At 35.3% G+C, this 17,930-nt stretch carries 34 protein-coding genes and 2 pseudogenes; 34 read left to right on the forward strand and 2 right to left on the reverse strand.

The genetic code is table 11. The features are described from left to right. The first annotated feature begins 11 nt into the window (after window positions 1-11). From KXD37_RS05305 to KXD37_RS05335, 7 genes are all read left to right on the forward strand, one after another. Window positions 12-2,303, forward strand: a complete 2,292-nt coding sequence (locus KXD37_RS05305) for a DNA polymerase (RefSeq protein WP_263463356.1) — start codon at window positions 12-14, stop codon at window positions 2,301-2,303. Window positions 2,304-2,328: 25 nt separating this feature from the next. Continuing rightward, window positions 2,329-3,030 (forward strand): 3D domain-containing protein, encoded by a 702-nt coding sequence (locus tag KXD37_RS05310; RefSeq protein WP_263463402.1) that lies wholly within the window; start codon window positions 2,329-2,331, stop codon window positions 3,028-3,030. A 108-nt stretch (window positions 3,031-3,138) separates the two neighbouring features. Then, a complete protein-coding gene (locus KXD37_RS05315) occupies window positions 3,139-3,297 on the forward strand; it encodes a hypothetical protein (RefSeq protein WP_033885423.1) in 159 nt (52 codons plus the stop codon). 36 nt (window positions 3,298-3,333) lie between these two features. Further along, on the forward strand, window positions 3,334-3,531 hold the full coding sequence (locus KXD37_RS05320) for a hypothetical protein (RefSeq protein ID WP_041336515.1): 198 nt from the start codon (window positions 3,334-3,336) through the stop codon (window positions 3,529-3,531). A gap of 32 nt (window positions 3,532-3,563) precedes the next feature. Then, window positions 3,564-3,779, forward strand: coding sequence for a YorP family protein (locus KXD37_RS05325; RefSeq protein ID WP_019712328.1), 216 nt, complete (start codon window positions 3,564-3,566; stop codon window positions 3,777-3,779). Then, on the forward strand, window positions 3,772-3,927 hold the full coding sequence (locus KXD37_RS05330) for a hypothetical protein (RefSeq protein ID WP_263463357.1): 156 nt from the start codon (window positions 3,772-3,774) through the stop codon (window positions 3,925-3,927). The genes KXD37_RS05325 and KXD37_RS05330 overlap by 8 nt, the downstream gene beginning before the upstream one ends. After that, window positions 3,927-4,424 carry a deoxynucleoside kinase gene (locus tag KXD37_RS05335; RefSeq protein WP_263463358.1) on the forward strand — a complete coding sequence of 166 codons (498 nt, stop codon included), beginning with the start codon at window positions 3,927-3,929 and terminating at the stop codon, window positions 4,422-4,424. The genes KXD37_RS05330 and KXD37_RS05335 overlap by 1 nt, the downstream gene beginning before the upstream one ends. Window positions 4,425-4,461: 37 nt before the next feature. On the opposite strand, the gene KXD37_RS05340 is transcribed toward KXD37_RS05335, so the two are convergent. Together KXD37_RS05340 and KXD37_RS05345 are read right to left on the reverse strand one after the other, a co-directional pair. Then, window positions 4,462-4,806, reverse strand: a complete 345-nt coding sequence (locus KXD37_RS05340; protein ID WP_263463359.1) for a hypothetical protein — start codon at window positions 4,804-4,806, stop codon at window positions 4,462-4,464. A 469-nt stretch (window positions 4,807-5,275) separates the two neighbouring features. Continuing rightward, on the reverse strand, window positions 5,276-5,692 hold the full coding sequence (locus KXD37_RS05345; protein WP_263463360.1) for a hypothetical protein: 417 nt from the start codon (window positions 5,690-5,692) through the stop codon (window positions 5,276-5,278). Window positions 5,693-5,848: 156 nt separating this feature from the next. On the opposite strand from KXD37_RS05345, the gene KXD37_RS05350 reads away from it, so the two are divergent. The 27 genes and pseudogenes from KXD37_RS05350 to KXD37_RS05480 all read left to right on the forward strand — a co-directional run bounded on the left by KXD37_RS05350 (window position 5,849) and on the right by KXD37_RS05480 (window position 17,678). Beyond that, the gene (locus KXD37_RS05350) at window positions 5,849-6,766 is read left to right on the forward strand and encodes a DNA cytosine methyltransferase (RefSeq protein ID WP_263463361.1); all 918 of its coding nucleotides are present in this window, start codon (window positions 5,849-5,851) and stop codon (window positions 6,764-6,766) included. A gap of 47 nt (window positions 6,767-6,813) precedes the next feature. Then, window positions 6,814-7,032: a hypothetical protein gene (locus KXD37_RS05355; protein ID WP_106021394.1), complete on the forward strand. Its 219-nt coding sequence runs from the start codon at window positions 6,814-6,816 to the stop codon at window positions 7,030-7,032. 3 nt (window positions 7,033-7,035) lie between these two features. Next, entirely contained in the window at window positions 7,036-7,401 is a 366-nt protein-coding gene (locus tag KXD37_RS05360; RefSeq protein ID WP_160245161.1) for a hypothetical protein, read from the forward strand. 39 nt (window positions 7,402-7,440) lie between these two features. After that, window positions 7,441-7,668 carry a hypothetical protein gene (locus KXD37_RS05365; protein WP_263463363.1) on the forward strand — a complete coding sequence of 76 codons (228 nt, stop codon included), beginning with the start codon at window positions 7,441-7,443 and terminating at the stop codon, window positions 7,666-7,668. A 12-nt stretch (window positions 7,669-7,680) separates the two neighbouring features. Beyond that, window positions 7,681-7,863 carry a hypothetical protein gene (locus KXD37_RS05370; RefSeq protein ID WP_106021389.1) on the forward strand — a complete coding sequence of 61 codons (183 nt, stop codon included), beginning with the start codon at window positions 7,681-7,683 and terminating at the stop codon, window positions 7,861-7,863. 67 nt (window positions 7,864-7,930) lie between these two features. Continuing rightward, window positions 7,931-8,143, forward strand: coding sequence for a hypothetical protein (locus KXD37_RS05375; protein WP_263463364.1), 213 nt, complete (start codon window positions 7,931-7,933; stop codon window positions 8,141-8,143). 34 nt (window positions 8,144-8,177) lie between these two features. Then, window positions 8,178-8,357, forward strand: coding sequence for a hypothetical protein (locus KXD37_RS05380; RefSeq protein WP_010331050.1), 180 nt, complete (start codon window positions 8,178-8,180; stop codon window positions 8,355-8,357). A 353-nt stretch (window positions 8,358-8,710) separates the two neighbouring features. Then, window positions 8,711-8,833, forward strand: a complete 123-nt coding sequence (locus KXD37_RS05385; protein WP_263463365.1) for a hypothetical protein — start codon at window positions 8,711-8,713, stop codon at window positions 8,831-8,833. After that, window positions 8,833-9,153, forward strand: a complete 321-nt coding sequence (locus tag KXD37_RS05390) for a hypothetical protein (RefSeq protein WP_263463366.1) — start codon at window positions 8,833-8,835, stop codon at window positions 9,151-9,153. The genes KXD37_RS05385 and KXD37_RS05390 overlap by 1 nt, the downstream gene beginning before the upstream one ends. 66 nt (window positions 9,154-9,219) lie before the next feature. Then, window positions 9,220-9,573 (forward strand): hypothetical protein, encoded by a 354-nt coding sequence (locus tag KXD37_RS05395; protein ID WP_411910716.1) that lies wholly within the window; start codon window positions 9,220-9,222, stop codon window positions 9,571-9,573. 14 nt (window positions 9,574-9,587) lie between these two features. Next, window positions 9,588-9,935, forward strand: a complete 348-nt coding sequence (locus tag KXD37_RS05400) for a hypothetical protein (protein WP_263463368.1) — start codon at window positions 9,588-9,590, stop codon at window positions 9,933-9,935. A 13-nt stretch (window positions 9,936-9,948) separates the two neighbouring features. After that, window positions 9,949-10,074: a hypothetical protein gene (locus KXD37_RS05405; protein ID WP_263463369.1), complete on the forward strand. Its 126-nt coding sequence runs from the start codon at window positions 9,949-9,951 to the stop codon at window positions 10,072-10,074. Window positions 10,075-10,111: 37 nt separating this feature from the next. After that, window positions 10,112-10,420, forward strand: a complete 309-nt coding sequence (locus tag KXD37_RS05410) for a hypothetical protein (RefSeq protein ID WP_263463370.1) — start codon at window positions 10,112-10,114, stop codon at window positions 10,418-10,420. Between the two features lie 57 nt (window positions 10,421-10,477). After that, window positions 10,478-10,669, forward strand: a complete 192-nt coding sequence (locus tag KXD37_RS05415; protein ID WP_041056314.1) for a hypothetical protein — start codon at window positions 10,478-10,480, stop codon at window positions 10,667-10,669. Between the two features lie 33 nt (window positions 10,670-10,702). After that, complete coding sequence (locus tag KXD37_RS05420) at window positions 10,703-10,897, forward strand: DUF1653 domain-containing protein (RefSeq protein ID WP_263463403.1); 195 nt, start codon at window positions 10,703-10,705, stop codon at window positions 10,895-10,897. Window positions 10,898-10,913: 16 nt separating this feature from the next. After that, complete coding sequence (locus tag KXD37_RS05425; RefSeq protein WP_128740416.1) at window positions 10,914-11,180, forward strand: hypothetical protein; 267 nt, start codon at window positions 10,914-10,916, stop codon at window positions 11,178-11,180. Window positions 11,181-11,211: 31 nt separating this feature from the next. Next, the gene (locus tag KXD37_RS05430) at window positions 11,212-11,562 is read left to right on the forward strand and encodes a hypothetical protein (RefSeq protein WP_263463371.1); all 351 of its coding nucleotides are present in this window, start codon (window positions 11,212-11,214) and stop codon (window positions 11,560-11,562) included. Between the two features lie 52 nt (window positions 11,563-11,614). Beyond that, window positions 11,615-11,962, forward strand: a complete 348-nt coding sequence (locus KXD37_RS05435; protein WP_263463372.1) for a hypothetical protein — start codon at window positions 11,615-11,617, stop codon at window positions 11,960-11,962. After that, window positions 11,962-12,357, forward strand: a complete 396-nt coding sequence (gene nrdI / locus KXD37_RS05440; protein ID WP_263463373.1) for a class Ib ribonucleoside-diphosphate reductase assembly flavoprotein NrdI — start codon at window positions 11,962-11,964, stop codon at window positions 12,355-12,357. Before KXD37_RS05435 ends, nrdI begins: the two co-directional genes overlap by 1 nt. Then, window positions 12,320-14,419: a class 1b ribonucleoside-diphosphate reductase subunit alpha gene (gene nrdE, locus KXD37_RS05445; protein WP_263463374.1), complete on the forward strand. Its 2,100-nt coding sequence runs from the start codon at window positions 12,320-12,322 to the stop codon at window positions 14,417-14,419. The genes nrdI and nrdE overlap by 38 nt, the downstream gene beginning before the upstream one ends. Then, the gene (locus tag KXD37_RS05450) at window positions 14,407-14,544 is read left to right on the forward strand and encodes a hypothetical protein (protein WP_157883195.1); all 138 of its coding nucleotides are present in this window, start codon (window positions 14,407-14,409) and stop codon (window positions 14,542-14,544) included. The genes nrdE and KXD37_RS05450 overlap by 13 nt, the downstream gene beginning before the upstream one ends. Before the next feature lie 18 nt (window positions 14,545-14,562). After that, window positions 14,563-15,138 (forward strand): annotated as a pseudogene (locus tag KXD37_RS05455) (ribonucleotide-diphosphate reductase subunit beta); the annotation flags it as partial. A gap of 107 nt (window positions 15,139-15,245) precedes the next feature. Further along, a complete protein-coding gene (locus KXD37_RS05460; protein ID WP_010331065.1) occupies window positions 15,246-15,767 on the forward strand; it encodes an HNH endonuclease signature motif containing protein in 522 nt (173 codons plus the stop codon). A gap of 176 nt (window positions 15,768-15,943) precedes the next feature. After that, window positions 15,944-16,351, forward strand: a pseudogene (locus tag KXD37_RS05465) (ribonucleotide-diphosphate reductase subunit beta); the annotation flags it as partial. Continuing rightward, window positions 16,348-16,590 carry a thioredoxin family protein gene (locus KXD37_RS05470; protein ID WP_263463375.1) on the forward strand — a complete coding sequence of 81 codons (243 nt, stop codon included), beginning with the start codon at window positions 16,348-16,350 and terminating at the stop codon, window positions 16,588-16,590. The pseudogene KXD37_RS05465 and the gene KXD37_RS05470, both read left to right, overlap by 4 nt. A gap of 42 nt (window positions 16,591-16,632) precedes the next feature. Further along, window positions 16,633-16,995 (forward strand): hypothetical protein, encoded by a 363-nt coding sequence (locus KXD37_RS05475; protein WP_263463376.1) that lies wholly within the window; start codon window positions 16,633-16,635, stop codon window positions 16,993-16,995. 68 nt (window positions 16,996-17,063) lie between these two features. Further along, window positions 17,064-17,678 carry a hypothetical protein gene (locus KXD37_RS05480; protein WP_263463377.1) on the forward strand — a complete coding sequence of 205 codons (615 nt, stop codon included), beginning with the start codon at window positions 17,064-17,066 and terminating at the stop codon, window positions 17,676-17,678. Window positions 17,679-17,930: the final 252 nt, after the last annotated feature.

Raw genomic sequence — 17,930 nt, forward strand, 5'->3', positions numbered from 1 at the left:
GAGGTGATGCCGTGATTATAAAACCAAAGTTAGAAACGGATATAACAAAACTATACGTAAAACATTGGGTAAATGACTTTGATGAGATAAATACACTATTTCATAAAGATGAGCCGAAACTCTGTGTTCTTGACTCAGAGACTACAGGTTTACATATCATTAAAGACAAACCGTTTATGTGGGTTTTTGGATGGATGCTCCCAAAAGAAAAAAGAACAGATGAAATTAAAGGAAGGGTATTTGCTTTTGACTCTAAAGCCGAAATTCTTTTACAAGTAATTGCCCTAACAAAAAAGTGTGTAATGACTGTTGGTCACAATGTGAAATACGATTTGCACATGTTAATAAACGGCGGTATTTCTGAAAAAGTTGTTTACGGGTTGAAAAATATTACAGATACAATGGGCCTTTGTAGGTTTTCCTTTGACGCTGTATCTGCACGAGATGGTGGAGATGTTTTAGGGCTTAAAAAAGTATCAGAAAAGTATATTGATCCTAAGGCTGGCGAGTTTGAGAAGGAAGTAAAGAAAGAACTACGAAAAATAAATGATGCTAAGCGAAATATATTAAAAGAATTATTAAAGCCCTATAAAGGATGGGGACTTGGAAAAATTAAAGAAGCGTACAAAGTAAAAAAGCGAAACGAAATGGACTACTTTACAAAAGAAAAAAAGCAACGGTGGCTGAAGGTGCCTGAAGAAATTGAAAATGTTTATTTTAAATGGATGGAAGAAAATCCTTTTGCAGATTACTCTGAAGTAGACCGAGATATAATGATGGAATATGTCCATAGTGATGGTATCTATACATTAGAGTTAGTTGAATTTACTTACCCTACAGTATTAAAAAGAAAACAAAAAGCCATTCTTGAACAAGAAAATAAACTGATAATCGAATTATTAAAAATGGAACGTGTTGGTATGAAAGTAGATATGCCTTATCTGCACAGCTGCTTTAAAAAATGTGAGGACGAAATTCAAAAACTGTATGAAGAACTATGGGGAAGTGTTGGAGAATATTTCACCGTTTCTCAAGGGACAGTAATTGCTGATTACTTTGAGAAAAAGCTTGGAGAGAGACCAGAAACAACTGATAAATCTTTTCTTAAAAAACACAAAGATGATCGTGTATCCCAATTAATTACAAGACTTAGACGACTTGAAAAGTGGCAATCGACTTATATCTCAAGGATTATTGAAGTGGCGCAATATGATAATCATTTTTATACTCAGTATGGGCAGTTTAACACTGTGTCTGGAAGGCTGGGATCAGATGCGCAGCAATTCCCTAAAGAAAGAATTCTAACAGAGGAAGGAGAGCTCTTCGAGAAAGAAAATGGAGAAGGTAAGGCACCGATTGAATATGAAATTTTCTCTCCGAGGCGAGCATTTATAGTTGAAGGAGGAAATTACAACAAAATTGCATACTTTGATTTATCACAAATAGAGTTAAGAGCACAGGCAAACTATACAGTTCTGTTGAAGAAGCCTGATTTAAACCTATGCCGAGCATATATGCCTTTTAAATGTACTCATTACATAACTGGTGAAGAGTTTCGTTTTGATACGAAAGAAGAAAGAGCAAGGTGGTATGAAAAGAAAGAAGACGGAACTTCAGTTTGGCTTCTTGAAAACGGAGAGAGCTGGACTCCCACTGATGTCCATAGCGAAACATCACATAATACATTAATGGCATTGGCATTTAAATGTGTAGACAAGTATAAGCAATACGAACATGAAAAAGAATCTTCAGTTGATGAAAAATCTTTTAAAAAGTTCTGGAGATACATAGGAAAGATGTTTAACTTCATGCGAAACTATGGAGGCGGTGCTAAAAAAGCATCGGAAGCACTTGAAGTCTCAATGGAAATTGCTAATGCCCTTGTCTCAGGTTGGTCAAATACCTTTCCAGAGGTATCTTATTATCAGAAACAAGTTGCAGCTAAAGTACAAAAGAATAGCTATGCAACAAATATGTATGGGAGAGTTTATTTCCTTTCAAATACTGATAAAGCATACAAAGTAGGGAACTATCTTGTACAAGGCTCATGCGCAGATATGTTAAAAGGATATGTTATTAGGATTGGGGAATTTTTAAGAGAAAACAATTGTAAAACTCTTCCCTTAGCTAATATTCATGATGAATTGCAGTTTTTAGTGTACAAGGGTGAGGAATGGATTTTTCCTCATATTAAACGAATTATGGAAGACGTTGAGTGGATGCAAGTGCCTGTAGTAGTGGATTTAGAGATTACAGAAACTACATGGGCTGATAAAAAAGAAGTCCAAATTAAAGCAGCGTAAATTGAAATAGCTAGGAGAGATGAAAATTTTCAAAAAACTTATAGACAAACATAAAAAATATGTATATCATAGAATTAATGAAATGACACTTTTTGCTACAATTGGTTTGTTAGGAGTAGGGCTCGTATATAGCGCTAAAAACTTGTATACACATCAAGACAATCAAGTCTCAATAAAAGAGTCATTTTATCTAAATAAAAAAGAGGTGAGGAAAAAACTTATTCATGAAATTGACGTTTCAAGAATCCTTCCCAGGCTAAAGAGTGAGGAAGAAAAGCAGGCTGAAAGTAGAAAAAAGTATCTTAATGCGACGATTACATATCTAACAGAAGAAAATAAAAAAGCAGCAAAACATACAAAAACAAAAAAAGTGCAAAAAACCAATAAAAAGAGAAGTGAAGATAAATCAGCTTCAAAGGCAATGAAGAGTCATGAAGTTGTTGCCACTGCTTACACAGCGTTTTGTTCTACAGGGTGCATAGGGAAAACAAGAACCGGCTATGATGTATCAAACACATCCTATTACAATGGAAAAAGAATAATCGCTGTTGATCCAGAAATAATTCCTTTGTATTCATTAGTTCAAGTTTCATATGAAGGGAATAGCTTTCAAGCATATGCAATAGATACAGGAGGAGATATTAAAAATAATCGTATAGATATTCTGATGGACAGTGAGCAAGAAGCAAATGCATTTGGTCGTAAAAATGTAAGAGTAAGCTGGTAAATCGTTCCAAATGACAGAAAGGTATAAACATTTCAACAATTCGTTCGATGCAATACATAACATGAAATATATCCCAAGGAAAACTATTACATAGAGAGAGTGAAGAGGATGTTCATTTTAGATAAAGAGGCTAGGGTCAAATCAACTGGGGAGTGCGGGGTTATTGAAGCCATCTACCCTGAAACAAAGACAGTGGAACTTTGTTATTATGATGGAACTTATGATGAAAGGAGTTTTGATGATGTTGTTATGGCAACAAGCAGTTAAAATTTCAAGACAAAATTAAAAAATAGGGTGAGATAATTGAAGTGTATTCAAATTGAAATGTCATTCACAGACGAATATGGACAGGTAACCAAATTAAATAAGACTTATAAACCGTCGATTATTGAAGAACATAAAGGGGAAATCCCTGGATTGTTGTTAGATGATTTTAAGAGGTTCTTGTCGTCCCTTGGGTTTAATGAAAAACAGGTTTCTAGAATAGTAACAGAAGATTAAGAGGTTTTTTATTGAGGGGAGGTGGTATTAAATTGCCTAAATACTGGAGTTATCCTGTTGGGCTAGCTGTAGAAATTAACAATAATGCACGATATGGATGCCCACATCATGTGGGGAGAAAAGGAAAGATTATCGAGCATTTACATTCAGCTACATATGACTATGCAGTTAGCGATGAAACAGGTGACATTACTTACTTTAAAGAACATGAATTAACACCACTAAAGGGAGGTTTAACTTATGTTTAAAAAAGGTCAAAAGGTAATTGTTGATTTTACAGATGAGATTGGAGCTGTTGCGAAAATTGATTATCGATACAACCAGATAGAAGTAAAGTATCCAGATGGCACTTACCAGGTTGTTGGATTTCATAAAATAAGAAAGGTGGAGGATTAATGACATTGATTATATTGGAGGGGCCTGATTGCTGCTTTAAATCAACAGTTGCAGCAAAGCTAAGCAAAGAACTGAAGTACCCAATTATCAAAGGTTCAAGCTTTGAGTTGGCCACAAGCGGGAATGAGAAATTATTTGAGCACTTCAACAAATTAGCTGACGAAGACAACGTGATTATTGACAGGTTTGTTTATTCTAACTTGGTATATGCAAAGAAATTCAAAGACTACTCTATCCTTACAGAGCGACAGCTTAGATTTATTGAGGATAAAATTAAAGCAAAAGCGAAGGTTGTATACTTACACGCTGATCCAAGCGTTATTAAGAAAAGGTTGAGTGTACGTGGAGATGAGTATATAGAGGGAAATGATATCAATTCAATTTTAGACTTGTACAGAGAAGTTATGATCAATGCTGGATTACATACATATTCATGGGATACAGGACAATGGAGCAGCGATGAGATCGTAGAGGATTTGATTCAATTATTTGAGTGAACAAAAAGGAAGGAGTGAACTAACACTCCTCAGTAAACTAACGTGCTTCTACTGTAATTTTATAAATAACATAATTGTCGTTTATGTCATAAGCGTAAACCACCGCTGTACCTAATGTTGAATGAGAAGAAACAACACCACTGGAACTAATGCTAATGAGGTTGCTTCCAGATACTATTTCCCATCGGGTGTAACCTTTTAACAGGGAGACATTAGAATTCCTTAGCATATGGTAGTCAACTGTAGCTATAGGATCTCCTTGTTGTACAACTTGGTTAGATTTAATAGGTTCAAGAGCAGAAGCTTGTGATGTGAATGCAGGGAGAGCTAGTGTTGTAAGGGATAAAGCAGAAACAATCAATCCTTTGTAAAGCTTTTTCATAAGAATTACCTCCCAGGTTTTGATTGTGATACAACTATAGTCTAGCATGTTAAATATTTGAAATGTGTGAAGTGTTTGTGAAACTGAGTTAAATAACCTTGGATTAAATCTTATGGATAACAATTACGTATTCATTTTCTAATAGCTCATTCAAGTTTTCTCTTACTTTACTAGGGAACGGATGTACTTCAAGTAGATCAGAGTACTCAATGTAAGAGTTAGATTCGCAAAAGTCTGCCCGGAATAGCAAAAGACTTAAAGCGCTTGTACTAAAGTTTGTTTTGAGCTTATTAACATCATGACAAAAAGTCGCTTCATCATTGTATTCTTTATTGAAAATGGAAGATGGTTCAAGTTTCATTGCCTCACCTTGTTGATTTAAATACCAAATAGCTAGAAGTAGTACAATTTATATGACGATTTATAATTTCACATAAAAAAACGCCTATAAAGGCGCTTTATTACAAACTTACAAACCAACTGCCTTAATACCAACACTTCTGTTAGAAGAATCGTTAGTATATAGTTCAACAATGTAATCACTACTATTAAACAATGGCTTTTTAAGGTTGAAAGTTACCGAATCATTACCAGCAATAGTACCCGATTTCATATCTGTTGAGCCTTTGGTAATCTTATAGTTTACTGATTTAGAGCTGTAATTAGTAAGAAGAAATTTAGTTTCATCATAAACACCATCAATTTTTGCGGAGGCAGAACCTTGGTACCAGCTAGGAACGCTATTATAAATTGTCGTTCTCTTAATACTAAATGGTGCATCTTCACTTACTTTGTTTTCATTTAAAGTTGCTGCACTTGCACCAGTAAATGATGCACTTACCATAGTTATTGCTAAAAGACTAGTGGCTAAAATTTTTGTTTTCATAATTACCGTCTCCCTTGTAAAAATATGTATTACAAATTCAGTATAGAACTGAAGGATAAAAATGTAAATGAGTAGAAATATCTGTAAAATATGCTTTGGAACTATATAAAAGATCAATTTTATTCAGAATAAAAATAAAATATATGGAGTGATTTAGTGAGAGTACTAAGTTTATTTGACGGAATGAGCTGCGGACAAATTGCGCTAAATAAAATTGGCATTACTGATTATAGATATTATGCCAGTGAAATCGAAAAATCGAGCATCACTGTAACACAAAGGAACTATCCTTCCACAGTTCAACTAGGCGATATTTTAGAATTAGACGAACATAAATTAAAAAGATTAAATAAAATTGATCTTTTGTTAGGCGGGAGTCCATGTCAGAACCTCTCTATAACTGTAGCGGATCGTGAAGAGCATTTTACAGGATTGGCAGGGGATAAATCAAAATTGTTCTTTGAGTATGTGAGGGTATTAAAAACAGTTAAGCCTAAGTATTTTCTATATGAAAATGTTGAGAGTATGAAAGAGAAGGACAAAGAAACGATTACTAAAAACTTAGGCGTTGAACCAATAATGATTGACAGTGGACTACTTTCTGCACAGGAAAGAAGAAGATATTACTGGACTAACATTCCAAACGTTAAACAACCTAATGAAAGGCACCAGGTCTTAGCAGATATTCTTGAGGAAAATGTTGATGAAAAATATTATTACAATCTTAATTATGATTTTTATGGGCTACATAAGCGAATAGCTGCAAGGCTTGATTTATACAACTATGATATTTTACAAAGGGTATACAGTCCTCATTTTAAAGCTCCGACCTTAACAGCATGTAGAGGAGGTCATAAGCAAAAGAAAGTTATACATAATGATAGAGTTAGAAAGCTTACTCCTCTTGAATATGAGAGACTGCAAACTGTACCTGAAGGTTATACAGGAGGTGTTGCAGACGGTCATAGATACAACATGCTTGGGGACGGATGGACAGTTGATGTAATAGCTCATATTTTAAGCTATGCTGATTTTACAGAAATAATGGGTGTACATACAGAAGCAGCAATTTAAATAAAATTTGTCTTTTATACAAATGTAAAATAAGAGGAGTGTATCGATTGGAAAGTTACCCAGAGTCCTTAAAAAGAGAGGCAGAGGAGATTAAAGAGCGTGTTAGGAATGGGAATATCAAAGAAGACAGGATTAAAGAAATTGCAGAAACGACAGTTGAGTTTTTGAAATCAGAGGAGAAAAGACATAAATACTTTTCTGAAGTTGCTGCAGCTATGGCTGATAACTTAAGTGAGTTTTTCAAGTCGTATTTAAAAGGAGAGTGAAATATGCTAACTGATCAAGAAAAAATTGACTTGGTAAACGCTCTTGATTTTGTAGTTATTGAACCACATACACAAAGCATTTACGTACATAATGATGAAAAGACCAGTGGAGTATTAGCTAAGGTTTTGCACAATATTTCAGTAGATGAGTATATTGAGAGCTTTAATAAAGGGAGTCTAATTGATATCTTTCCAGCAGCTATGCAAGAAGCCGGTGCGGAAGGATTTAAAGATGGCCAGTTTGTGATTATGCCAAAAAAATTTTATGTTGATCAATGTTATGCGATGAGTAAGGAAATCGAGCGGTTAACTAACCTAATCGATCTACACAATATTAAACCAAATACATATCGAGGCTTGATTCATTAAATTGTTTCAAGAAAAAACGAAAGGATAAAGGGATGTTTATTGAAAAAGTATTATGTAAGGTGTAAAGACAGCAAAGGTGAAAATGCGTCTCTAGTTATTGAGGCGCTATCACCTGAACAAGCAAAAGAACAAGCATACAAAGTACATGAGGTAAGGGATATTTATAATGTAAGTCTGGGAGAAGGAACAGCAAGGAATTATCTAGAGCGAAAATATTCTCCATACATAAAAAATGACAATGGAAAAGCCATAACCATATTTTCATAGGGAGAGGGTATCATTAAGGATATTGTTAGAGATCTTGTAATTGATGATATAGATGCTGCTGAAGGAGTATTGGATAAGCTTTATATTTACTTAGAAAACACTTTAAGGCCTGAAGAAAAGCGTGTTTGGGAGCGGTGTGATAAAGATATAATGTCTGTTTTTGCAAAGCTGAAAAATATTAAAGAAATTATTTAAAAACCGATAGACAAATACAAATAATATGTATATAATTAATTTACATTAAAGGCGAAGGAGAGTGTTAATGAATCATATATGTGACATCTGTAAAGAGTACATAAACGGAAAAACAATTTGTCTTAGAATCAGCGATGATAAAACTTATGTAGACTTCAATTGTTGTGAAGGTTGTGCAAAGGGTTATTCCGAGAAAGTGAAGAAGGAATGCAGCAATTTAAGCGTTAAAAAGACATTAGAATATTTAAGGCTAAACAACAAATACAAAATAAGTGAATAAAATATTCCTTTTATCGAGAATGGAGAGATGATGAGTGAACATGTTCGTAATTGCTGCAAAAAGTGAAGGGAAATATCTTTACGGATATCACCCACATATTTACTCAAACCGTAAACAAGCAGAAAACGCACTGCAGACAATGAGAAAGAACGGAAAGTTAACTGATAGAGACAAGGTATATGGGTTAGACGGGCTGTTGTTAGTGGATCTATAAATAAGGAAATAAACCTGAAAGAATCGGGGTGAATGAAATTTCATTTTTAATACTGGGTCTAATCTTATTCGGTTCAACGTTTTTAGGCAATGGCCTTGCATGTTTAGTTGAGAATAAGAACTTTAAAGAAGGCATGCCATTTTACATCACTGTTTTCCTGATTGGAGCCTGTTCGCTCCTTCTCGGAGTTATTCTTACAGTGATATGAACAAGATGAAGGGAAATAGTCAGAAGGAAATGTTCATAATTTCCCGGGCAAGCGCAGTATACGACAAATCAAAACAAATAATGAGGAGTTGCTAACAGTAAAGTCTAAATAAAATTCAATTTTTATCGTGAAAGGAGTAACTGAAATGAAGGATAAATTAACATCAGCAGTTCACTTTATTGAGGTCAATCGAGATGAAATGGGTGACAAGGAATCACTGAACATGCTTCTAAAAGCATTAAAGAAAATCATCAATGAGGGAAGATAATGAAGTTTCATATTCTTGAAGATAAACAAATGAGGGATATTGGTTTTACGGATCACGTGAAATCAAAGTGGTACTTCATAAAATCAATTCAACCTAACATCACTTTTAATTTAACAATACATAAAAAGAGTCTCAAGGGTGAAATTGACGTATTAGATGAAAGATACTTACAGCCATATGATTATCAATACTATATGAAAGCTTGCACAAAAGAGGAACTTGAATTCGCATACGTTACTAATGATAAAGTGCAAGAAATTATGGCTAATTTTATTGAACAAGGAATCATAACAGAATATGAAATGGGGAGCTACATTTAAGGAGGTGAATAAGTGGGGAGACATCAAGCTAAGTTTGAAGGCAAGATAATCAATAAATCATATGGATTGGACGCACTCGGTCGTTTTTCTGAATATGAGAAAATCGAACTCAACTGTTTCTTCGAAGGAATAATTGACTTAGATCCAATTGAAGTTGGGGGCAAAGTATACATCCCTGGTTTTAATGAATATGTAGTTGTTACTGATAGGCAGCGGAACACCAATAATGAATGGACGTATCAGACTGATAAGATCATTAAAACTATTGAAGACAAAGAGAGTTTTGAAAAGGCGATTCAAGAGCAAGCAAAACTTGAAGAAGAATGGCAACAGCGTGTCAAACTAGAGAATCAATTTGTTAAAGAACAAAGTGACAATCTCAAAACTTCCTGGTGGAAGAGACTAATCACTAAAAATTAAGGGAGAGACTTTTATTGAATAAGGATACAAAAGATATTTGGAACGGTTTCTTTATTGGATCAGGTTCGTTAATTGTAGTTGGATTACTTATTTTTGTTGAAGCGTTGACTATGTCACTAATTGTTTATTACGGATTAAATTACGTGTTAAACCCTTTGCTAATTGATACATACAACATTCAAATTGTCCATGTCACCTTACCTCATGCATTTGTTATCGGTGTTTTACTCAATGTATTTGTCAAAGGTGTGAAACGGTCAGATCAGGAAAAAGATGAGGACATTTTCAAGAAAGCCGGTAAGTCTTTACTTCATTCAGCTTTTGCATTGATTGTTCTGTATGTTAGCACATTGTTTATCTAAGGAGGTACTGAAGATGAGTGATGATAATGCTGCAAAGATTATTTTTAAAAAGAAATCGACTGGTGAAATAGTCGGCGAAATGAAAGTTACAACTTTACCTGCTGACACCATTTTGCAAACCGACAATAAGTCTATATAAAAGTTTTATTTTATAGAAAGAAATAAGGGGTAAGAGAATGCCAATAAATTTAAAGATTAGAAAGAACGAAGCAGATAAGCCGAAGGTGAAAGAGATAGAGGACGGCTATTTTATTAGAATGCATGAGGATGATGTGTATATAGTTAAGGCGCTAGAAAGGGAATATCAAGCTAATACCGATACACAAGAAGTCATGCTTATTAGTCTGAGTACCTTTGGAATAGGACTGTATAAGAACATGCAGGAGCTAAAAAGTCGACTATATGACAGGGGTAGCACGGTTGAAGTTATCAGACCTAAACAAGCAAACGTTAATATCGGTTTTGAGTGGAGAGAAGCCAAATGAAAGAGCTTTTGGAAACTGAATAAAAGGATGATTTTATTGAGAAAGGAGGAAGAAGGAATGGCTTACGATGAGAGCAATGGTAAATTAATTAATCCTAAAATTAGCGATGTTATTGAGGTACTACAAGAACAGCTTGAATTTTATGGGGACACTCCTTTTAAGTGTTGTGTTAATGGAGAAGATACAGAGAATGAAATTCAGGTAGATTTTTATAAGAATGTTTTATTGTTTCATTTAGAGGAAGCTTAAAAGGGGGTGAAGTAAATAGATACATACAATGTAATCGGTTGTCGGTTTAAACATTATAAAGGCGGTCTATATAAGGTTATTGGAGAGGTAATTCATACTGAGACAGAAGAGAAGCTTGTTACATATGAAGACATGGATGGCATTCTGTGGGCAAGGCCTAAAGACATGTTCTTTGGAACAGTTGTTGTTGATGGAAAAGAGGTAATTAGGTTTACAAAAATCAATTAGGAGATGATGTAATAAGATGAAATTCTTTGAGGTGCGTGACCCATATTACGCATTAATAAAAGCAAATACAAAAGAAAAGGCAATAAAGCTATATACAGAAGAAATTGCGGATGATGACGGGAACTTAAGAGATGAGATCAAAGAAGTTGGTATGTTGTACGCAGCTGTAAAACACAGTCGAACAGTAACCGAGGATCAAGAGCTGTCCCCAATATCTGATGTTCTCGAAGAGCTTCAAAGTAATGAAGAAAGAGTTTTGATTATGGACGGAAGTTTACTTTAAAGAATAAAAATAAATTAAGAGGAGTGATGAAATGAAAAGTTGGATTAAAAGCAAATTAATATCTTTCTTAGGTATAGATTCTCTTGAGCAGAAATTACTAGAAGAGAATAAACGGCTAAAGTTTAAGCTGAAAAATTTAGAATCTCTAAACCAAAAAATCATTGAAGAGAATAATTCTATCATGAAACAATTTAATATTTCAGCAGATATAAACCATTATGAACATCATAGTTGGGCAGTAATATCAATTCAAGGTAAACCAGAATATGTGAAATTTGTTAACCTATCGAATCAAGATATGCGAAGCGTACATAGTTTCTTAAAGCAATTTGAAAGAACAAATAGGACAATTGATAGTCCTTTAAAGTTTTTTAAATTTTGATAAAACTTCTATCTTATTCAAACTGAAAAAACAAATAATAAGGAGATGTAAAATGGGAGCAGCTAGACAGTTATACGTAAAGCGTAATGATCTGGTGACTATGGAAGAAGCAAAAGAAAATAAGAAGATACATATGCAAAATGGTGAGTCATTTACAGTATTTAAGGGAGAACTTATTGCAACTGACTTAGAAGGACATCAAATGGTTATCCCGCAAAGCCAAAAGGATAACTATATCCCTGTTGAATTGGAGGAATTATCTCCATATGAGATTCAAATGGCCAAAGGATATGCTGAGATGGGAGCTATTAATAGTGAAATAGCTGAAGCATATTACCATGTTGAAAATGAAGCTGAATGTGCAACTACAAGATTAATTACAGGGGCATATAACGATTAGTGATCATTACATATGAGAGTAAAACTGGCAATGTAAGAAGGTTTGTAAAAGCGTTGCAACAAGAGTTAGACATTGAGGCAATTGAAATAACTGATGATATTATCATCACTCAAGAGTTCATACATATTACATATACGATAGGCTTTGGGGAAGTACCTGAAAGGACTTTGAATTTTATCAAAAAGAATAAAAATAAAATAAGAGGAGTTGCAGTTAGTGGTAACAAGGTTTGGGGTGATAACTATGGTTTAGCTGGAGACAAGATTTCAGCTAAGTTCCACATTCCATTGTTATTAAAGTTTGAACTTAGTGGAACGAAACAAGACTTACAGAAGATCATTCAGGAGGTACAACTTATTGACAAACACAATACCAAAGTGGATCAAGCTCAATAATGAGATCATGATTCAGAAAGATGGGAAGTATCAATTCGAAAAGGATAAGGAGGCCGTACATAGTTACTTTGTTGATTACATTAATCAAAACACAGTCTTTTTCCATGATCTAAAAGAGAAACTTGATTATTTGATTAAAAATGATTATTACGAAGAAGAATTCTTAAGCAAATATACATTTGAACAGATAAAATCAATTTATAAGATTGCTTACAGTTACAAATTCAGATTCCCATCTTTTATGAGTGCGTTTAAGTTCTACAATGACTACGCATTGAAGACAAACGATAAAACAAAGATCCTGGAAAGGTATGAGGATCGTGTCTCAATTGTAGCTCTATATTGTGCTGATGGTGATTACGAGAAAGCAGTTGAGGAAGTACATACTATGATGAAACAAGAGTATCAGCCGGCAACACCTACTTTCCTTAATGCTGGACGTAAGAGAAGAGGCGAAATGGTGAGCTGCTTCTTACTTGAAGTGGATGACAGTTTGAATGCTATCTCTAGAGCCATTGATATCTCCATGCAGCTTTCTAAGCTAGGTGGAGGAGTAGCATTGAATCTAAACAAACTAAGAGCCAAAGGTGAAGCAATTAAAGACGTAGAGAATGCGACTAAAGGTGTCGTAGGTGTTATGAAGCTATTGGATAATGCTTTTAGATATGCAGATCAGATGGGACAAAGACAAGGATCAGGAGCAGTTTATCTAAGTGTATTCCATCCAGACATAACAGACTTCCTGGATGCCAAAAAAATAAGTGCTGATGAAGATGTCAGAGTTAAAACACTGTCTATTGGTGTAGTTGTTCCTGATAAATTTATTGAACTTGCAAGGGAAGACAAGGATTATTACATGTTCTATCCGCATTCAGTATACAAGGAATATGGGCAGTATCTTGATGAGATGGATATTAATGAAATGTATGATGAGCTTGTTGAAAACCCTAGGGTTAGAAAAGCTAAAGGGAATACTCGAAAGCTGTTAGAGCAATTGGCCATTCTAAGAAGCGAATCTGGTTATCCATATATCATGTTTGCTGACAATGTAAATAAAGTGCATCCAAATGAGCATATTTCAAAAGTGAAATTTTCTAATTTGTGTTCTGAAGTCCTCCAATCATCACAAGTATCAGTTTATACGGATTACGATAAAGAGGATGAAATTGGTTTAGATATCTCCTGCAATCTTGGCTCAATGAACATTGTAAATGTAATGAGTAATCAATCAATTGCTTCAACAGTCAGAATAGCAATTGACGCACTGACAACTGTCACAAGGAAAACAAACATTTTAAATGCTCCAGCAGTTGCGAGAGCAAATACTCTAATGAGATCAATTGGTCTAGGGCAGATGAACCTCCATGGATTTCTAGCTCAAAATAATATTGCTTATGAAAGTGAAGAAGCTAAGGATTTTGTTAATACATACTTTATGATGGTTAACTTCTACTCTCTGCAGCGTTCAATGGAAATTGCACGAGAAACAGGAGAGACATACTACAAGTTTGATGGTTCGACTTATAAATCAGGTGAGTATTTCGAAAAGTACGTAACAAATGATTATAGCCCTCAGTATGAAAAGGTTAAAAAGCTATTTGGAGATCAACATATTCCTAATATTGAAGATTGGACGAAGCTTAAAGAGGATGTAATGAAATATGGTCTGTATCATTCGTATAGACTGGCTATTGCACCTACCGGAAGCATTTCTTATGTCCAATCATCTACAGCCGGTGTTATGCCGATTATGGAGCGCATCGAAGAGCGTACGTACGGCAATTCGAAGACGTATTATCCTATGCCGGGGCTATCGCCGCAGAATTGGTTCTTCTACAAAGAAGCGTACGACATGGATATGTTTAAAGTCGTCGATATGATCGCAACGATTCAGCAGCACGTCGACCAAGGCATTTCTTTTACGCTGTTCTTGAAAGATACGATGACGACGCGTGATCTGAACCGGATTGACTTATACGCGCATCACAAAGGCGTCAAGACGTTGTATTATGCGCGAACAAAAGACACAACGCAGGAGGGGTGCTTATCATGCGTTGTTTAAGCGATATGGTATGTAAAACGTGCGGTCGGGATTTAGATTATAACCCGACGTGCGTAATCATTAGCGAAAAAGGAACGTACTGCGATATTGCATGCGAAAATATAGACGATATGGAGGACGAATAATTGACGAACGCAAACGCAATCCACACGGCGGCCGATTGGTCGCGCCACGAAGACGATTTTACGCAAATGTTCTACGCGCAGAACGTTAAGCAATTCTGGCTTCCGGAAGAGATTTCGCTAAACGGCGATCTTCTCACATGGAAGTATCTCGGAAAAAACGAGCAGGACACTTATATGAAGGTACTGGCCGGATTGACTCTTCTTGATACAGAGCAGGGGAATACAGGAATGCCGATCGTGGCTGAACACGTAGACGGCCATCAGCGGAAAGCGGTGCTGAACTTTATGGCAATGATGGAGAACGCTGTCCATGCAAAGTCGTACAGCAACATCTTTCTAACTTTGGCTCCAACCGAGAAGATCAATGAAGTATTCGAATGGGTGAAAAACAATAGATTTCTTCAAAAGAAGGCTAGAACAATTGTTTCAATTTATAAAGCAGTTGAGAATAACGATGAAATTTCCTTATTCAAAGCAATGGTTGCATCTGTATTTCTGGAGAGTTTTCTTTTTTACTCAGGGTTTTATTATCCACTTTACTTTTATGGACAAGGTAAGCTCATGCAGAGTGGGGAGATCATCAACCTGATTATTTAATAGTCCCTTTTGTCGGCAACGGCAAATGTGAACCTCTCTAATTGCTGGAAAATCCTTTTTAGGACAATCAGCAGCGAAGCTATGCGAACCCAAAGGAGGTGAAAGTGATAAGAAAGGAAGTCGAAGAAGCACCATGGTGGATAACCGAAACGGGAATTATCATATCAAAAAAATTAAAGAAACCAAGAAAGACATTTATTACTCCACATGGCTATGAAATGATAGGATACACGCATCCGAAAAAAGGAACACAGAACTTTTTAGTACATAGGTTAGTCGCAAAATATTTTATTCATGAAATACCAAAAGGAATGTTTGTAAACCACATAGATGGAAATAAACTAAACAACCACGTTCGGAACTTAGAAATAGTTACACCTAAAGAAAACACTCTACATGCAATGAAAATTGGATTAATGTCAGGACAACCTGGAGAAAGTAATTCAATGTCAAAGCTCACAAATATGGAGGCAACAAATTTAATCTACGATTTGATTGCTGGAATGAACAATGTTGAAGCTGGTGAAAAATACAGCCTTCATCCTCGTTACGTTAGTCTAATTCGACATAAAAGAAGATGGAAGACTTTATGGGATCGCATAGAACGTTCAACGACTATCGCATAGGCGGCGAAATTCCGCAAAACGAGTAGGGCGCAAGCTATTGGCGTGGGTGAGAACCCCTTAAATCGAAACGGGAGGCATCCTACAGGGATGATGATATAGTCTGCTCCTTACGGTAACGTAAGGCGGTTGCGACAGGGCAACGAACCGATAGTAGCGAACTCGGTTGAACTAAGGGTATTAGAGACGAAGCGATTCACGGAACGTATATTGGATTGTTAGCTCAGGAGATTTATAAGAAGCAAACACCAGAAAAGCAAAAAGAACTGTATGCATGGGCTCTAAGCTTACTGCAGGAGCTTTATGAAAATGAATTAGAGTATACAGAAGATGTCTATGATCAGGTTGGTTTAGCTCCAGATGTAAAGAAATTCATCAGATACAACGCAAATAAAGCTTTAAACAACCTGGGATTCGACCATCTGTTCGAGGAGGAATATGTTAACCCAATTGTTATCAATGGGTTAAGCACTAAGACTAAATCCCATGACTTCTTTTCAACTAAAGGGAATGGGTACAAAAAAGCAACGGTTGAACCATTAAGGGATTCAGATTTCATTTTTACCGAGAAAGGATGTATTCAATGAGATTGATTAAATTAGAGCAGCCTAATTGCAATCCATGTAAAATGGTGTCCAATTACTTAGAACAAGCAGATATTCAATTTGAGACAGTGGACGTTACACAGGAACCAGAAGTAGCAGCTAGATTTGGTGTTATGGGAGTTCCGGCAACCATTCTGCTGAATGATCAAGGAGAAGAAGTAAACCGAAGTGTTGGTTTTAAGCCTAATGAACTTGATGAGTTATTAAAGGAATTACGATAAAAGGGTAATTTTAAACAAACTTAAATTAAAAGGAGCTAATAAATGTATTTCATTGAAACTCAGGAAGGATTAATTGGAAAAGAAGTTGCTTATGTTTGGGCAAATCAGTTTTGTGAGCAAACAACAATTATTACTAAAGATGGAGGCGTGTTTATGGCTTGTCAACAAGCTGGTTGGGATGATGACTATGAGACAAGAATTTTATACGCACATGAAGCAAAGAAGATCTTACACCCTCTGAAAAGAGAATTACATGAAAAAGGTGTGATCGATGAAACAGAGTGGGAAGAGTATGAGAATGAGCTAAAAAAGAAGCAAGATGCTGAAAGAGAAAAGTATCTCAAAGTGAAAGAAGAAAGTGATCGTAAACTATATGAAGAGTTGAGGGCAAAGTTCGAACAATAATGAGCCTGTTTACTAAAGAAGACAGTACAAAATCATACATACATTAAAAACAAAAGGAGAATGATTAAATGGGGAAAATGGATGAAGTAATTGTTGTAGCACCTAGAGATAAAGTATTTGATAATGAAAAACTGGTCTTTCAAGGAATTGAATCTGATCTCGATAAGGTTGATCAAATAATCGAAAATCTCGCTGAAAGCATGGCCGATATGAGGAGAGGAAACGCTGAGGAGAATCAGAACTATAAACAGCCAATACCTTATGCCGTTTTACAAAAAGGAGACCAAGTATTTGCGTACAAGCGCTTAAAAAAAAGCGGAGAAATGAGACTTCACGATCAATTGTCAATTGGTGTTGGAGGACACATGAACGCAATTGAAGGCACAAATTTTTGGGAAGCAGTCGCTGAAAATTTAAGAAGAGAGCTTACAGAAGAATTATTTATCTCTACATCTAATTTGAATTTGGAAATTGTGGGATTGATTAATGACGACCTAAATGAAGTAGGAAAAGTTCACTTAGGCGTATTGCTTGTAGTCAAATTGCCTGAGACTGCAGAGGTATCAGTAAGAGAAACAGATCAATTAGAGGGCTTTTGGCTACATAAGAATGATTTTGATAATCCTGAAGTACTTAACCGACTGGAATCTTGGTCTAAGTATGTTGCTGATATAATTTCTTAGTTGAAACCTTGGCTGTATTCATGCTGTGTGATCTGAACAATGGAGGTTTCAGCCAAGGTAGATATAAATATTATGTTTAAAATGAATATTTTAATACGAAGGATTTAATTAATTTTAAAAAGGGAAGTTTTGAAAAAGTGAAATAGTAATAACTAAAGTCGATAAAGAACCTAAAGATGTCAAAGAAACAATTTTTCTTGTGCTTTGCTTTTTTGAAGGTTTACTTAGTTCATGGATAACTGCACCCCATAA

The sequence above is a fragment of the Bacillus sp. XT-2 genome, assembly GCF_025696525.1.
In the GTDB taxonomy this organism is placed as follows: domain Bacteria; phylum Bacillota; class Bacilli; order Bacillales; family Bacillaceae; genus Bacillus; species Bacillus halotolerans.

What these genes read in the sequence shown, in the direction of transcription:
- KXD37_RS05315 (WP_033885423.1), top strand. Translation starts at nt 3,139, where the DNA reads ATGTTCATTTTAGATAAAGAGGCTAGGGTCAAATCAACTGGGGAGTGC.
- KXD37_RS05330 (WP_263463357.1), top strand. Translation starts at nt 3,772, where the DNA reads ATGTTTAAAAAAGGTCAAAAGGTAATTGTTGATTTTACAGATGAGATT.
- KXD37_RS05335 (WP_263463358.1), top strand. Translation starts at nt 3,927, where the DNA reads ATGACATTGATTATATTGGAGGGGCCTGATTGCTGCTTTAAATCAACA.
- KXD37_RS05340 (WP_263463359.1), bottom strand. Translation starts at nt 4,806, where the DNA reads ATGAAAAAGCTTTACAAAGGATTGATTGTTTCTGCTTTATCCCTTACA.
- KXD37_RS05345 (WP_263463360.1), bottom strand. Translation starts at nt 5,692, where the DNA reads ATGAAAACAAAAATTTTAGCCACTAGTCTTTTAGCAATAACTATGGTA.
- KXD37_RS05360 (WP_160245161.1), top strand. Translation starts at nt 7,036, where the DNA reads ATGCTAACTGATCAAGAAAAAATTGACTTGGTAAACGCTCTTGATTTT.
- KXD37_RS05375 (WP_263463364.1), top strand. Translation starts at nt 7,931, where the DNA reads ATGAATCATATATGTGACATCTGTAAAGAGTACATAAACGGAAAAACA.
- KXD37_RS05385 (WP_263463365.1), top strand. Translation starts at nt 8,711, where the DNA reads ATGAAGGATAAATTAACATCAGCAGTTCACTTTATTGAGGTCAATCGA.
- KXD37_RS05390 (WP_263463366.1), top strand. Translation starts at nt 8,833, where the DNA reads ATGAAGTTTCATATTCTTGAAGATAAACAAATGAGGGATATTGGTTTT.
- KXD37_RS05405 (WP_263463369.1), top strand. Translation starts at nt 9,949, where the DNA reads ATGAGTGATGATAATGCTGCAAAGATTATTTTTAAAAAGAAATCGACT.
- KXD37_RS05410 (WP_263463370.1), top strand. Translation starts at nt 10,112, where the DNA reads ATGCCAATAAATTTAAAGATTAGAAAGAACGAAGCAGATAAGCCGAAG.
- KXD37_RS05415 (WP_041056314.1), top strand. Translation starts at nt 10,478, where the DNA reads ATGGCTTACGATGAGAGCAATGGTAAATTAATTAATCCTAAAATTAGC.
- KXD37_RS05425 (WP_128740416.1), top strand. Translation starts at nt 10,914, where the DNA reads ATGAAATTCTTTGAGGTGCGTGACCCATATTACGCATTAATAAAAGCA.
- KXD37_RS05430 (WP_263463371.1), top strand. Translation starts at nt 11,212, where the DNA reads ATGAAAAGTTGGATTAAAAGCAAATTAATATCTTTCTTAGGTATAGAT.
- KXD37_RS05435 (WP_263463372.1), top strand. Translation starts at nt 11,615, where the DNA reads ATGGGAGCAGCTAGACAGTTATACGTAAAGCGTAATGATCTGGTGACT.
- KXD37_RS05450 (WP_157883195.1), top strand. Translation starts at nt 14,407, where the DNA reads ATGCGTTGTTTAAGCGATATGGTATGTAAAACGTGCGGTCGGGATTTA.
- KXD37_RS05470 (WP_263463375.1), top strand. Translation starts at nt 16,348, where the DNA reads ATGAGATTGATTAAATTAGAGCAGCCTAATTGCAATCCATGTAAAATG.
- KXD37_RS05475 (WP_263463376.1), top strand. Translation starts at nt 16,633, where the DNA reads ATGTATTTCATTGAAACTCAGGAAGGATTAATTGGAAAAGAAGTTGCT.
- KXD37_RS05480 (WP_263463377.1), top strand. Translation starts at nt 17,064, where the DNA reads ATGGGGAAAATGGATGAAGTAATTGTTGTAGCACCTAGAGATAAAGTA.